This window comes from Stenotrophomonas hibiscicola ATCC 19867, assembly GCF_000382065.1.
GTDB classification, from domain to species: Bacteria; Pseudomonadota; Gammaproteobacteria; order Xanthomonadales; family Xanthomonadaceae; genus Stenotrophomonas; species Stenotrophomonas hibiscicola.
Window position 1 is genome coordinate 1 of record NZ_KB907509.1, and the last position, 14,154, is coordinate 14,154.

Genomic DNA, 14,154 nt, shown 5'->3' on the forward strand with positions numbered 1-14,154 from the left:
GGCTGTACCAGTACACCCCGCCGCCGGCCGGAGCGCCGGAGCGCACGCTGTACTGAGTGGTTTGGGATTGCAGGGCTTGCAGCCCTGCACCCGCTTCAAGCCAAGGCAACGTCAAATGCGTGCATTCCGTGGGATGGCGGGGTGGGTCCGGCTGCGGGGGACGCTGCAAGTACGTCCCTGTAAGCTCGGTCGCCGCATCCATGCGGCTCACCCCCCCGCAACCGGACCCACCCCGCCTTCGACAGACCTCCGCGATCTGTCGGAACAGCTCATGGGGTCAGATCCGTTTTCCGAAGGAAAACGGATCTGACCCCACAGAATTTCATTCGATATCTGACAACAGATGTGTCGACCAAGGTCGACACCTACCAACAGCCGCAGAAATCTGTCAGAGGTGGGGTGGTGTCGGAGTGCGGGGTGTCAGCCGCATGGATGCGGCTGCCAAGCTTACAGGGACGTACTTGCAGCGTCCCCGCACTCCGACACCGCCCCGCCATCCCACGGAATGCCCGCTGTTGCCGTTGCTTCGGCTTGAAGCAGGTGCAGGGCTGCAAGCCCTGCAAAAGAACACCCCTTACAGCGGCAGGGGCGCCTGCGCCGGATCGATCCGCCCTTCGCCGCGGGTGATCTTCTTGAACTCGGCGCGGCTGACCGACACGTAGCGGTCGTTGCCGCCGATCTCCACCTGCGGGCCGTCCTGTACTGCGTGGCCATGCTCATCCACGCGTACCGTCATCGTTGCCTTCTTGCCGCTGTGGCAGATGGTCTTGATCTCCTGCATCTCGTCGGCCCAGGCCAGAAGGTACTGGCTGCCCTCGAACAGTTCGCCGCGGAAGTCGGTGCGCAGCCCGTAGCACAGCACCGGAATGCGCAGCTGGTCGACCACCTCGCTGAGCTGCCAGACCTGGGCGCGGGTGAGGAACTGCGCTTCGTCCACCAGCACGCAGCCCATCGGCCCGTTCGCCGCCAGGTCCCGCTCTACCCAGCGCTGCAGGTCGGTATCACGGTCGAAGGCCATGCCCTCGGCGCGCAGGCCGATCCGCGAGGCAACCACGCCGGCGCCGGCACGATCGTCCAGGCGCGGGGTCAGGATCGCCACCCGCATGCCGCGCTCGCGGTAGTTGTGGGCGCTCTGCAGCAGGGTGGTGGTCTTGCCGGCGTTCATCGCCGAATAGTAGAAGTAGAGCTTGGCCATCGACGGATTGTACGCCGCGACCCCGCTTCGCCGAAGCCGTTCAGCAACCCCGCCGGCAGGCCGCTGTGGTCGTCACCCCGCCCCGCTACAATCCCCATCCCATGCACGGTCTCAATCCCCCCCAAGCCGCCGCCGTCCTGCACATCGAAGGTCCGCTGCTGGTGCTCGCCGGCGCGGGCAGCGGCAAGACGCGCGTGATCGTGGAAAAGATCGCCCACCTGATCAGCTGTGGCCGCTACCCGGCACGCCGCATCGCGGCGATCACCTTCACCAACAAGTCGGCCAAGGAAATGCGCGAGCGTGTGGCCAAGCGCCTGCGCGAGCAGGATGCCGACGAGGTGACGATCTGCACCTTCCATGCGCTGGGCCTGAAGTTCCTGCAGATCGAGCACGCGGCGGTGGGCCTGAAGCGTGGATTCTCGATCTTCGACGCCGACGATGCCGCTGCGCAGATCAAGGACCTGATGCACGGGGCCAAGCCCGACGACATCGAGGACATGAAGAACCTGGTGTCGCGCGCAAAGAACGCCGGCCTGTCGCCCGAACAGGCGATGGCCGCCGCACGCAGCAACCGCGAGAAGGAAGCGGCCAGCGTCTACGAGCGCTACCAGCTGAGGCTGACCGCGTTCAATGCGGTCGACTTCGATGACCTGATCCGTCTGCCGGTGCAGATCCTGGAAGAGAATCCGGACATCGCCCTGGCCTGGCGCGAGCGCATCGGCTACCTGCTGGTGGACGAATGCCAGGACACCAACGACGCGCAGTACCGCCTGCTCAAGCAGCTGGCCGGCGAGAAGGGCAACTTCACCTGCGTCGGCGACGATGACCAGTCGATCTACGCCTGGCGTGGCGCCAATCCCGAAAACCTGCAGCAGATGGGGCGCGATTACCCCACGCTGGAAATCATCAAGCTGGAGCAGAACTACCGCTGCTCCAACCGCGTGCTGCGCGCCGCCAACGCGCTGATCGCCAACAATCCGCATGAGCACCTGAAGAAGCTGTGGAGCGACCAGGCCGACGGCGAACGCATCCGTGTTTGGGAATGCCGCAACAGCGAACATGAAGCGGAGAAGGTCGCCGCCGAGATCGCCTTCGTGGCGCAATCGCGCAACGTGCCGTGGAGTGACTTCTGCATCCTGTTCCGTGGCAACTTCCAGTCGCGCCCGCTGGAAAAGGCGATGCAGCTGCTGCGCATTCCCTATCACCTGACCGGCGGCACCATGTTCCTGGAACGCCAGGAAGTGAAGGACACCCTGGCCTGGCTGCGCCTGCTGGTGAACCCGGATGACGACACCGCGTTCATGCGTGCGGTGCAGTCGCCCAAGCGCGACGTCGGTGCCGGCACGCTGGCCAAGCTGGCCGAGCTGGCCCAGGAAAAGGACATGCCGATGGCGCATGTGGCAGAAACCATCGGTGCCCTGCAGCAGCTCCCACCGCGCGCGGCCAACAGCCTGGCGCGCTTCACCGACATCCTGCGCGACCTGCGTGCACAGATGCGCCAGGTGACGTCCGGCGACATGATCCGCAAGGTGGCCAAGGAATCCGGGTTGCTGAGCGAGCTGCGCCAGCAGGCCAAGGAAGAGGCCAGCTACCAGCGCCGCGCAAACAACATCGAGGAACTGGCGCAGTGGTTCGAGGGCGGCCCGCGCGGTGCAACCGCCGCCGACCTGGCCGGCCAGCTGGCGCTGCTGTCGCGCAGCGACAAGGACGAGGGCGGCAACCAGGTGCGCATGATGACCCTGCACGCTTCCAAGGGCCTGGAATTCCCGTACGTGTTCATCGTCGGCTGCGAGGACGGCGTGCTGCCGCACCAGGTCAGCCTGGACGAGGGCAACCTGCAGGAAGAACGGCGCCTGCTGTACGTGGGCATCACCCGCGCCAAGATCCAGCTGTGGATGAGCTACAGCAAGCTGACGCGCAAGTTCGGCGAACACGTACGCCTGAAGCCGAGCCGGTTCTTCGAGGAGATTCCGGCCGAGGAGATCCAGCGCGATGGCGCCGATCCGGTGGCCGATGCGGCGCGCAAGAAGGAGCGCGCGACGGCGGGGTTGGCCGCGATCGAGGCGTTGTTCGACTAGGGCGCTCCAACGGCGCCGCCCCTCCGTGGTGGAGCACGCGTTGGTTCCGCAGTGTGGCCGGTCGGGGTGGGTTCGCGGGGGACGCCGTGAACCCGTCCTTGGGGGCTTAGCCGCGCCATCCATGGCGCGGATACCCCCGCGAACCCACCTCGACCGGCCTCTGACAGATTCCGGGCGCTTCCTTCCACGGCAATGCAGAGGAAATCAAAAGCAACAGCCGGCGGTTGAGGCAGAATCGGGGTTTCGGCTGGAGGTCTGCCTGTGCAACCGATCGAGAGTGAGCGCCTGCGGCTGCGGGCCATTGAACCTGACCGTGATGCGGCACCGATGCTGGCCCTGCTCAACGATCCGGGCTTCGTGCGTTTCATCGGTGACCGCAACGTGCGCGACGAAGAACAGGCACGCGAGTACATCGCGCTGCGGGTGCTGCACAGTTATGCGTTGAATGGCTTCGGCATGTATGCCATCGAGCGGCTGTCCGATGGTGCCTGGGTGGGTAATGCCGGGCTGGTGCGGCGGGATGGCCTGCCGGGGCCGGATATCGGCTATGCGGTGCTTTCGCAATTCGCCGGGCAGGGCTATGCCGGTGAGGCGGCGCGGGCGGTGTTCGCGCATGCACGCGGAGCGCTGGGCCTGCACGATCTGTATGGCATCACCGACCTGGACAACGTGGCGTCCGGGAAGATCCTGCTGGGCTTGGGCATGCAGGAGCGCGGGGTGATCCAGTTGCCGGGCGTGGACAGCCCGAGCCGGTTGTATGCCACGCCGGGTGCGGCGCAGGTCTGACCCCTGATGTTGGTCGGCACGATTCAGATGCAGTGCCGACCAACGGTCGGCACCCGCCCCCTCAGCCGCGCAGTTCGTCCAGCTGCGCCTGCAGCTCGGCCACGGCCGCTTCCAGCCGGGCCACGCGCTCGGCCAGGCCCGGATCGGCCGCATCGCTGCTGCCACCGCCGCCGCTGGCGTACTTCGCTGCCAGTGCCGCGCCGTCCACTTCGCCGCACAGCAGGTGCATGTAGCGGTCTTCGCGCTGGCCGCTGGCGCGCGGCAGCACCACCAGCAGCGCGCGCTGCTGCAGGCGCTCGATGGCGTGGCGGGCTTCGTCGGTGTCGGCAAAACGGTACAGACGCTCGCTGCGCGACACCAGCTCGCCCAGGGTTTGCGGCCCACGCAGCAGCAGCAGCGCCAGCAGCACGGTCTGCTGTCGGGTCAGGTCCAGCGCGGCCTGCAGGCGGTGCTCGTAGCGGTCCGCGCGCGAGGAGAAGTGCTGGCGGGCCAGGCCCATCGTTTCCAGCTGGCGCAGCGCGTGCTGCACGCTGCCGGCATCGACGTTCATCACCGGCTCGCGCGCGGTCTTCTGGTTGGCGGCCGATTGGGCGGCGTTGACCGTCAGCGGGTAGGTGTCCGGTGTGGTCGCCTCCTTTTCCACCAGGCAGCCCAGCAGGCGTGCCTGCACGGCGTCGAGCAGGGGGACGTCGGGGGTCTGGGTGGAATCGGTCATGGCGGCCTCCGGAAGGGCAACGGGTCAACCGCCAAGCATAGCCGTCCCGGGGCCGCCTTTGCCGGTAAAATGCGCCGGTATATCTGATTGCCGGTGAATCCATGCGTCGTCCCGTTTCCCTGTCCCTGACCCTGCTCGCCACTGCGGCGCTGGGCCTGTCCGCCTGCAAGCGCGTGGATGCGCCTGCTGCCGAAGCCGTTGCCCCGGAGGCCCCGGCCGCCGCTGCCAAGGCTGATGGCGCGCTTGATGCGACCGCCAACGACAATCTCAACGCAGTGCTGTGGATGCAGCGCGCGCAGGAGTACAAGGCCATCACCGAGCAGACCTACCGTGCCGCCGCCGACCACCTGGATGTCGCGTTGAAGGAAGCCCACTGGGACGCACTGGTGCCGGAAGAACGCGGCAACGAGGCCAAGGGCCTGAAGCCGGCCGTGGTACTGGACGTGGACGAGACCGTGCTGGACAACTCGCCCTACCAGGCGCGCCTGGTGCGCGACGGCAAGGAATACGACGAGCTGAGCTGGGACCAGTGGGTGGCCGAGAAGAAGGCCAAGGCCATTCCGGGCGTGGTGGATTTCGCCAAGGCTGCCAACGCCAAGGGCGTGACCCTGCTGTACATCTCCAACCGCGCCGTGCACCTGAAGGACGCGACCCTGGCCAACCTGCGCGAGCAGGGCCTGCCGGTGGCCGATGACAGCGTGTTCCTGGGCCTGGGCACCGTGGTCGAAGGGTGCGAGCAGGCCGGTAGCGAGAAGAACTGCCGCCGCCGCCTGGCCGGGCAGAAGTACCGTGTGCTGATGCAGTTCGGCGACCAGCTGGGCGATTTCGTGGAAGTGACCGCCAACACCAACGAAGGCCGTGACGCACTGCTGCAGCAGTACCACGACTGGTTCGGCGAGCGCTGGTGGATGCTGCCCAACCCGACCTACGGTGGCTTCGAGCCGGCGCAGTTCAACAACGATTACAGCCAGTCGCGCCAGGCCCGCCACGACGCCAAGCGCGCCGCCCTGGACTACGCACCATGAGCCGCGCGCCACTGCCGCTGCGCGACGACGAGCGCCTGATCTTCGCGCTGGACGTGCCTGACCGCGCGCAGGCGCTGGAGTGGGTCGACCGCCTCGGCGACAGCGTGGCGTTCTACAAGATCGGCATGGAACTGCTGGCGTCGGGCGAGTACTTCCAGGTGCTGGACGAGCTGGCCCGCCGCGACAAGCGCGTGTTCGTCGACCTGAAGTTCTTCGATATCCCGGCCACCGCCGCGGCGGTGATCAAGCGCCTTTCGCAGTGGCCGGTCAGCTACGCCACCATCCACGGCTGGCACCCGGCGATGATGGAAGCCTGCGCCGCCGCCAACAGCAGCGACATGCGCCTGCTGGCGGTGACCGTGCTGACCTCGATGGGCCGCCCGGACCTGGCGCAGATGGGCATCGACCGTGAACCGGTGGAGGTGGTGGTCGAACGCGCGATGGCCGCGCAGGCGGCCGGCATCGATGGCGTGATCGCCTCGGGCCAGGAGGCCGGCCCGATTCGCGCCGCGACCGGCGCCGGGTTCTCGATCGTCTGCCCGGGCATCCGCCCCGGTGGCCCGGTCGGCGATGACCAGAAGCGTACCGTTGGCGTGGCCCAGGCGTTTGCCGATGGTGCCGATGCCATCGTGGTTGGCCGTCCGATCCGCCTGGCCACCGATCCGCAGGCCGCGGCCCGGGCCATCCAGCAGGAAATCGCGTCGGCACTGGGTGCGCGCTGAGGTTCCGTTGCGAAGGCTGCAGGCCCGAACGCCATCCCGGCCCGCGCGGGATGGCGTTTTTGCATCTGTCTACCGAGCGGTTGTGCCCGAATCGCCGCAAAACCTGCCGTAGATTTCATTGCTTCCACCCCATCATCAGGTGGATCAATAAAATCAATAGTTTAAGGCGCACTACGTGAAGTGTTGCCTTAACTTGAGCGGCAGCGTAGGATCGCCGCCATCCGGTCCTCGGACCGGACATGTGCCACAACACTGTCCACCGGCCCTGCGCCGGTTTGAAGAGCCTGTGATCCCCGTGATCCCGGCTCTTTTTTTATTCCCGTCAGTGACTTGCACAGGCAACAGCGGAAACCGTGACGTCCCGGCTTGCCGCTGTCACGTCGCAGGCCGCAAGATGCGGACCGGTCCGGGGAGTCCGATTGCATGAGCGTGGCGGTGCGAGGAAGGTCTGCGCGTGGATGGGGGCTGGCAGCCATGCTGCTGCTGGCGGTGGCCGCGTGCCGCGAATCAGCCGATGATCCGGCCAAGCCGGCAGCCGAACCGGTCGCGGCGGTGCAGGCGATGGCCCTGCGCCTGGCCGAGGACGATCTGGTCGGCTACGCGAAGCTGTCGGTGCCGCCCAGCCAGTACCAGCGCCTGCAACAGGCCTGGACCGAAGGCCACAGCCAGTGGCCGCTGACCGAACTGCCGCTGGGTGACCAGCTGCTGCCGATGCTGGCCGCGCTGCGCAAGCCCAACGCCAGCGCCGAACTGCAGCGCAGCTTCGATCGCCAGCTGGCCGGACAGGCCGGCGCCGTTCGCCAGGCCGCGCAGTCGATGGGCAACTTCGGCGTGCAGTATCTGCGCCACCAGAAGGGCTATACGCCCGGCCAACAGGCGCACTACATCGCCCTGGTGGAAACCCTCGCCAGCTGGGCGCAGGGCGCACCGATCAGTGACCGCGCCCGCGCGCGCAGCACCATCGCCGCACTGGTTGGCGCGGCCGGCAAGGTTGGGTTCGATGATGAGGCCGGCCTGCAGGCCGCCGGCATGGAAGGCAGCCTGCAGCAGCTGGCGCCGTTCATCCACACCCTCAAGGCCGTGCTGGGCAGCTACGGACTGGGCGTGGACGAGGCGCTGCGCAGCGTGCGCGGTGAGCTGCTCTCGGTGGAGGGTGACAATGCGCTGGTACGCCTGCACTACGACCTGGCTGGCCGCGAAATGATCCTGCAGCTGCCGCTGAGCCGCCGCGAGGGCCACTGGTACCTGACCCGCACCCTGGCCGACACCGATGCGCTGCTGCGCAAGGCCGACGCGGCCCGCGCTGCGGCCTCGCCATCACCGGCTGAAGCCCCTGCTGGGGGTGGGGAAGCAGCAACGCCGCCGCCTAAGCCATAATGGCGCCGATGTCGAAACAGAACCCGCTGCCGTTTCCCGGCGAAGAATCCCAGTCGACGCCCGCCGATACGGTGCCGGCGTCCCCCTCGACCGGCACCGGCCCGAACCCGGTACCGCCGCCCGTGCACGCGCGTCCGGCCGGCCGCCGCCCGCTGTGGGCTCGCCTGCTGGGCCGCCTGGTCGAGCCGTGGCTGTCGCTGAAGATCGAGCCGGAAGACCCAGGCCAGTACAACGATGGCCGTCCGGTCGTGTACGTGCTGGAAGACTACGGCCTGTCCAACGCGCTGATCCTGGACAAGGCCTGCCGCCAGGCCGGGCTGCCCTCGCCGCTGGTGCCGCTGGCCGGTGACCCGACCGGGCGCAAGCGCGCCTACCTGGCGCTGTCGCGGCGCAGCTCCAGCAACTCGCTGATTCCCGAGCAGCGCGGCGCCAAGACCCACTCCGATTCGCTGGCCAAGGTCCTGCAGGCGCACCGCGTGCGCGACGACCTGGATGTGCACCTGGTGCCGGTGTCTATCTTCGTCGGCCGCGCGCCGGACAAGCAGAGCGGCTGGTTCGCGGTGCTGTTCTCGGAAAACTGGGCGCTGGTCGGTCGCTTCCGCCGCCTGCTGGGCCTGCTGCTGAACGGGCGCAATACCATCGTGCGCTTCGCCCCGCCGATCTCGCTGCGCAGCACCGTGGACGAAGGCCTGGAGCCGGAGCGCACGGTGCGCAAGCTGCAGCGCGTGCTGCGTACGCACTTCCGGCGCATCCGTGAATCGGTGATCGGCCCGGACCTGTCGACGCGGCGCCTGCTGGTGGACCAGGTATTGGCTGCCGAACCGGTGCGCGAGGCGATCGCCGCACAGGCCAAGCGCGACAATTCGAAGCCGGCCGATGCCTGGAAGAAGGCACACGCCTACGCCTGGGAAATCGCCGCGGACTATTCCAGCCCGGTCGTGCGCTCGGCCAGCTTCATGCTCAGCCACGTGTGGAACCGCATCTATGCGGGCGTGCTGGTGCACCACCTGGACAAGTTCAAGGCTGCCGCGCCGGGCCACGAAGTGGTGTACGTGCCCAGCCACCGCAGCCACATGGACTACCTGCTGCTGTCCTACCTGCTGTACGACCGTGGCATCGTGCCGCCGCACATCGTGGCCGGCATCAACCTGAACCTGCCGGTGGTGGGTACCCTGCTGCGCAAGGGCGGTGCGTTCTTCATCCGCCGCTCGATCCGCGGCAACGCGCTGTACTCGGCGGTGCTCAGCGAGTACGTCGCGCAGCTGGTGGCCGGTGGCTATTCGCTGGAGTATTTCGTTGAGGGCGGCCGGTCGCGCACCGGCCGCCTGCTGCAGCCCAAGGGCGGCATGATCTCGATGACGCTGCGTGCGTTCCTGCGCCAGCCGCGCAAGCCGGTGCTGTTCCAGCCCGTCTACATCGGCTACGAGAAACTGATGGAAGGCGGCAGCTATCTGGACGAACTGTCCGGCCGGCCGAAGGAAAAGGAATCGATCTGGTCGCTGCTGTGGGGCATCCCCAAGGTGCTCAAGCAGAACTACGGCCAGGTGGTGGTGAACTTTGGCGAACCGATCGCACTGAACGACGTGCTGGCCGAGAAGGCGCCGGAGTGGAAGGGCGAGGCGGTGTCCGAGGACGAGAAGCCGGCCTGGCTGTCGACCACGGTGGATACGCTGGCCGAACGCATCCAGGTGCGCATCAACGGCGCCGCCGACGTCAACCCGATCAACCTGCTGGCGCTGGCGCTGCTGTCCACGCCGAAGCACGCGATGGGCGAGGCCGACCTGATCGCGCAGATCGAGCTGTGCAAGACCCTGCTGGTCGAGATGCCATATTCGGACCGGGTGACGGTGACCCCGCACTCGCCGGAGCGGATCATCGCCCACGCCGAGGAAATCAACGTCCTCACCCGCATCAAGCACCCGCTGGGCGATGTGCTCAGCGTCAGCGGCGATACCGCGGTGCTGCTGAGCTACTTCCGCAACAATGTGCTGCACCTGTTCACCGCCTCGTCGTGGGTGGCCTGCTGCTTCCAGAACAACCGCCGCATGAGCCGCGCCGGCCTGGTCCAGCTGGGCCGTACGGTGTACCCGTTCCTGCAGGCCGAGCTGTTCCTGCCGTGGAGCGAGGACGAGTTCGCCCAGCGCATCGACCAGACCATCAACGTGTTCGTGCGTGAGGGGTTGCTGCAGAACGTCAATGACGACGACGGCGGCATTCTGGCGCGCAACACCGGGCAGACCGACGAGGTGTTCCGCCTGCGCGCCATCGGGCACTCGCTGCAGCAGGCGTTCGAGCGCTACTACATCGCCATTTCGGTGCTGGTGAAGAACGGCCCCGGCGTGCTTGGCGCCGCCGAACTGGAAAGCCTGTGCCAGCAGGCCGCGCAGCGCCTGAGCCTGCTCTATGCGCCGGCGGCGCCGGAGTTCTTCGACAAGGCCCTGTTCCGTGGCTTCATCCAGAAGCTGCGCGAGCTGCGCCTGGTGTGGCCGGACGAGAACAGCAAGCTGCTGTTCGACGAGCGCCTGGATGCCTGGGCCAAGGACGCCAAGTTCATCCTCGGCCGCGAGCTGCGCCACACCATCGAACGGGTCAGCCCGGAAGCGGCACGCCCGGACGAGCCGGCGCCGCAGGATTGAAGGTAGCGCCGGGCATGGCCATGCCCGGCGAACGGCATGCCAACCAAGGTTGGCATCTACCAGGGGCGAAGCAGTAGATCCACGCCATGCGTGGATGGGCCACCGCTCAGGCCGGCTCGTCGGGAATCTGCAGGCTTTCCAGCCTGGCGATGCAGTCCTTCAACTGCAGCTTGCGCCGCTTCAGGCGCTTGGCTTCCAGTTCGTCCTCGCCATTGGCGGCCATGCGGGTGATCTGTTCATCCAGCAGGCGGTGCTCGGCGCGCAGGGCGGCGAGGTGCTCGACGATCTCGGCGGGGCTGTAAGTGTCCACAGCCTCCGAGCATACACAGCGATGATGACTGCCGGGAGAGGGGAATCCCGACCCCCGGCCGTGGCCGCTCCGAGCCGTTAGAATGGAACCCATGAGTGCCGTGATTTCCCTTCCCGATCCCCTGCCGCGTTCCCAGCCGCCCGCCGCCCGCGATCCGCGCGTGGCCGAGCGCGAACAGCACAAGCTGGCCAAGCGCCTGCGCCGCCAGGTCGGTGAGGCGATTGCCGACTTCGGCATGATCGAGGCCGGCGACAAGGTCATGGTCTGCCTGTCCGGCGGCAAGGACAGCTACACCCTGCTGGACGTGCTGCTGCAGCTGCAGAAGAAGGCGCCGGTGCCGTTCGAGCTGGTGGCGGTGAACCTGGACCAGAAGCAGCCGGACTTCCCCGAGCACGTGCTGCCGGAGTACCTGGCAGGGCTGGGCGTGCCGTACCACATCATCGAACAGGACACCTATTCGGTGGTCAGCCGGGTCATTCCGGAAGGCAAGACGATGTGCTCGCTGTGCTCGCGGCTGCGTCGTGGTGCGCTGTACAACTACGCCGAAAGCCATGGCTTCACCAAGATCGCGCTGGGCCACCACCGCGACGACATGGTGGCCACGTTCTTCATGAACCTGTTCCACCACGCCAAGCTGTCGGGCATGCCGCCGAAGCTGCGCAGCGACGACGGCAAGCATGTGGTGATCCGGCCGCTGGCCTACGTGCGCGAGAGTGACATCGTCGAGTACGCGCAGGCGCGCCAGTTCCCGATCATTCCCTGCAACCTGTGTGGCAGCCAGGAGAACCTGCAGCGCCGCCAGGTCGGCCTGATGCTGAAGCAGTGGGAGAAGGACCACCCGGGCCGCATCGAGCAGATCGCGCGCGCCATGAGTGAAGTCCGGCCCTCGCAGCTGGCTGACACCACCCTGTTCGATTTCATGGCGCTGGGCCGTCGCGACGACGCGCCGCTGCCCGACGCCCATGCCTGGCTGGCCGGTTCCCCGGCCGACGCCGACGCAGATCCCGAGACGCCCGCCGTTTAAGGTCGGCCGCCCTTCCTCTTTGCCATCCGGAATTCCATGTTCTTTCGCAACCTGACGTTCTTCCGTTTCCCGACCACCACCGATTTTTCCGAAGTCGACACCCTGCTGCCGCACGCCCTGCTGAAGCCGGTCGGCGCGCTGGAAATGAACTCGCGCGGTTTCATCTCACCGTTCGGCCGCGAGGAGAAGGAGCTGCTCTCCCACCGCATCGCCGAGCACCTGTGGCTGACCGTGGGCGGGGAGGACAAGATCCTGCCGGCGGCGGTGGTCAACGACCTGCTCGAGCGCAAGCTGGAGGAGATCGAGGAGAAGGAAGGCCGCCGCCCGGGTGGCCGCGAGCGCAAGCGCATGAAGGACGACCTGCTGCATGAACTGCTGCCGCGCGCCTTCGTGAAGTCCTCGCGCAACGACGCCTTCATCGACCTGCAGCACGGCTACGTGGCAGTGGATACCTCCAGCCGCAAGACCGGCGAATACTTCATGTCCGACATCCGCGGCCTGCTCGGCAGCTTCCCGGCGATGCCGCTGAACGCCGAAGTCGCGCCGCGCTCGATCCTGACCGGCTGGATCGCCGGCGAGCCGCTGCCGACCGGACTGAGCCTGGGCGAAGAGTGCGAGATGAAGGACCCGGTGGAAGGTGGCGCGGTAGTCAAGTGCCAGCACCAGGAGCTGCGCTGCGACGAGATCGACAAGCACCTGGACGCCGGCAAGCAGGTGACCAAGCTGGCGCTGATCTTCGAGGACAACCTGTCCTTCGTGATCGGCGACGACCTGATCGTGCGCAAGCTGAAGTTCCTCGACGGTGCCCTGGACCAGCTGGAGCATGCCGACGAAGATGGCCGCCGCGCGGAGTTCGACGCCCGCTTCGCCCTGCAGAGCGCCGAGATCCGCCGCCTGTTCCTGTTGCTGGAAGAAGCCTTCAAGCTCAGCAAGGCTGACTGAACAGGCAGCCCGACGGCCGCCGGTCATCCGGCGGCCCGAAGCAGCGCTATGCTGGGTGCATGAGCCGTCTGCTGCGCCGCCTGATCAGCCCGACCCCGCCCGCCACCGTACAGCGCGACACCGTTCGCCTGCGCCTGGAGGATGCCGAGATCGAGGTACTGCGCGTGCGTGATCCGCGTGCACGGCGCATCAAGCTGAGCGTGGACGAGCGCGGCGCGCGCCTGACCCTGCCGCCGCGCGCAAGCCTGGTGATGGGCGAACGCTTCCTGGAACAGCACCGCGACTGGCTTGCACTGCAGCTGCGCCAGTACCAGGGCCAGGGCCTGCCGGCGCCGCTGCAGCCCGGCGAAGACGGCGTGCTGCCCCTGCGCGGCGAACTGCTGCCACTGCGCTGGCAGGAAGGCCGCTATGCGCGCCTGGAGATCGACGCGCACGGCGCCCTCGTGCAGTGGCCCACCCGTGGTGGTGACGCCACCCTGCGCCGTCTGCTGCGCGAGTTCTACGAAGCCCAGACCCGCGCCGACGTCGGGCGCTGGCTGCCGAAGTACCTGCCCACCCTGCCGCGCGCACCCAGCCGCCTGCGGCTGAAGGTGATGTCCTCGCAATGGGGCTCACTGGCCCCCGACGGCAGCATGGCACTGGACCTGGCCTTGGTGCTGGGCCGCTCGGAAGCGTTCGAATACGTGCTGGTGCATGAACTCTGCCACCTGATCCAGCCCAACCACTCGCCCGCGTTCTGGCACGAAGTGGAACAACGCTTCCCCGCCTGGCGCGAGCAGCGCGACTACTTCCAGCTGGAAGGGCGACGCCTCAAAGCGATGCTGCACCAGCTGCTGTAGAGCCGAGCCGATGCTCGGCTGACGCGCGCAGCGCGGGGTTCCAGTCATCACGTTGAAGAGCAGCCGAGCATGGCTCGGCTCTACAGAAGAGCGCGCACAGCGCGCGACCCGCTCCTGCTCTACTTTCTTTCTTCCGTGGTGGGCACACCGGAAACTGTCGAAGGACGGGATGGGTGGGATTGCGGGGGTGTCCGCGGCATGGATGCTGCGGCCAAGCCCCCAGGGTGAAGTGACCCCCGGGAGTTGGACGCCAGATCCAACCCCGAGGGATACATGAACAGATACGACGCTCGTTTCAAACTGCAGGTCGCCAAAGAGGCCTGCAAGACCTCCACATCAGTCAAAGCCGTTGCTCGTCGCCACAGCCTGGAGGCCTCCACGGTCAGGCGCTGGGTGGCGACCTATCGGCTGTATGGTTGGCGCGGATTTCATCGCCAGGCCCGGTTCTATGACCTCCCGTTCAAGTTGGCTGTCCTGGAAAAAATGAGCCAGGACGGTATGTCCG

The 14,154-nt window shown here is 67.1% G+C and carries 13 protein-coding genes; 10 read left to right on the forward strand and 3 right to left on the reverse strand.

Features of this window, described 5'->3' with window-relative positions:
- Window positions 1-574: 574 nt before the first annotated feature.
- Window positions 575-1,195: a thymidine kinase gene (locus G370_RS0120460; RefSeq protein WP_019662238.1), complete on the reverse strand. Its 621-nt coding sequence runs from the start codon at window positions 1,193-1,195 to the stop codon at window positions 575-577.
- Between the two features lie 101 nt (window positions 1,196-1,296).
- Here G370_RS0120460 and G370_RS0120465 point away from each other — a divergent pair, with 101 nt between their 5' ends.
- The gene (locus G370_RS0120465; protein WP_019662239.1) at window positions 1,297-3,273 is read left to right on the forward strand and encodes a UvrD-helicase domain-containing protein; all 1,977 of its coding nucleotides are present in this window, start codon (window positions 1,297-1,299) and stop codon (window positions 3,271-3,273) included.
- 261 nt (window positions 3,274-3,534) lie between these two features.
- Window positions 3,535-4,059, forward strand: coding sequence for a GNAT family N-acetyltransferase (locus G370_RS0120470; RefSeq protein WP_019662240.1), 525 nt, complete (start codon window positions 3,535-3,537; stop codon window positions 4,057-4,059).
- A gap of 61 nt (window positions 4,060-4,120) precedes the next feature.
- Here G370_RS0120470 and G370_RS0120475 read toward each other — a convergent pair whose 3' ends face one another.
- A complete protein-coding gene (locus G370_RS0120475; RefSeq protein WP_019662241.1) occupies window positions 4,121-4,774 on the reverse strand; it encodes a YceH family protein in 654 nt (217 codons plus the stop codon).
- Window positions 4,775-4,875: 101 nt separating this feature from the next.
- Here G370_RS0120475 and G370_RS0120480 point away from each other — a divergent pair, with 101 nt between their 5' ends.
- From G370_RS0120480 to plsB, 4 genes are all read left to right on the forward strand, one after another.
- Window positions 4,876-5,799 carry a 5'-nucleotidase, lipoprotein e(P4) family gene (locus G370_RS0120480; protein WP_019662242.1) on the forward strand — a complete coding sequence of 308 codons (924 nt, stop codon included), beginning with the start codon at window positions 4,876-4,878 and terminating at the stop codon, window positions 5,797-5,799.
- Complete coding sequence (pyrF, locus tag G370_RS0120485) at window positions 5,796-6,521, forward strand: orotidine-5'-phosphate decarboxylase (protein ID WP_019662243.1); 726 nt, start codon at window positions 5,796-5,798, stop codon at window positions 6,519-6,521. The genes G370_RS0120480 and pyrF overlap by 4 nt, the downstream gene beginning before the upstream one ends.
- A 423-nt stretch (window positions 6,522-6,944) precedes the next feature.
- Window positions 6,945-7,898, forward strand: coding sequence for a hypothetical protein (locus G370_RS0120490; RefSeq protein WP_019662244.1), 954 nt, complete (start codon window positions 6,945-6,947; stop codon window positions 7,896-7,898).
- Entirely contained in the window at window positions 7,898-10,534 is a 2,637-nt protein-coding gene (plsB, locus tag G370_RS0120495; RefSeq protein WP_019662245.1) for a glycerol-3-phosphate 1-O-acyltransferase PlsB, read from the forward strand. Before G370_RS0120490 ends, plsB begins: the two co-directional genes overlap by 1 nt.
- A gap of 106 nt (window positions 10,535-10,640) precedes the next feature.
- Here the strand turns inward: plsB and G370_RS0120500 are convergent, their stop codons facing one another.
- Window positions 10,641-10,844 (reverse strand): YdcH family protein, encoded by a 204-nt coding sequence (locus tag G370_RS0120500; RefSeq protein ID WP_005421068.1) that lies wholly within the window; start codon window positions 10,842-10,844, stop codon window positions 10,641-10,643.
- Window positions 10,845-10,935: 91 nt separating this feature from the next.
- On the opposite strand from G370_RS0120500, the gene ttcA reads away from it, so the two are divergent.
- The 4 genes from ttcA to G370_RS1000000121490 all read left to right on the forward strand — a co-directional run.
- The gene (gene ttcA, locus G370_RS0120505) at window positions 10,936-11,868 is read left to right on the forward strand and encodes a tRNA 2-thiocytidine(32) synthetase TtcA (protein ID WP_026347291.1); all 933 of its coding nucleotides are present in this window, start codon (window positions 10,936-10,938) and stop codon (window positions 11,866-11,868) included.
- 36 nt (window positions 11,869-11,904) lie between these two features.
- A complete protein-coding gene (locus G370_RS0120510; protein WP_005411825.1) occupies window positions 11,905-12,810 on the forward strand; it encodes a recombination-associated protein RdgC in 906 nt (301 codons plus the stop codon).
- Between the two features lie 59 nt (window positions 12,811-12,869).
- A complete protein-coding gene (locus tag G370_RS0120515) occupies window positions 12,870-13,649 on the forward strand; it encodes a M48 family metallopeptidase (RefSeq protein WP_019662247.1) in 780 nt (259 codons plus the stop codon).
- Between the two features lie 273 nt (window positions 13,650-13,922).
- Window positions 13,923-14,154, forward strand: a 232-nt coding sequence (locus G370_RS1000000121490) for a transposase (RefSeq protein ID WP_019662248.1), incomplete at its 3' end; no start/stop codon positions are given.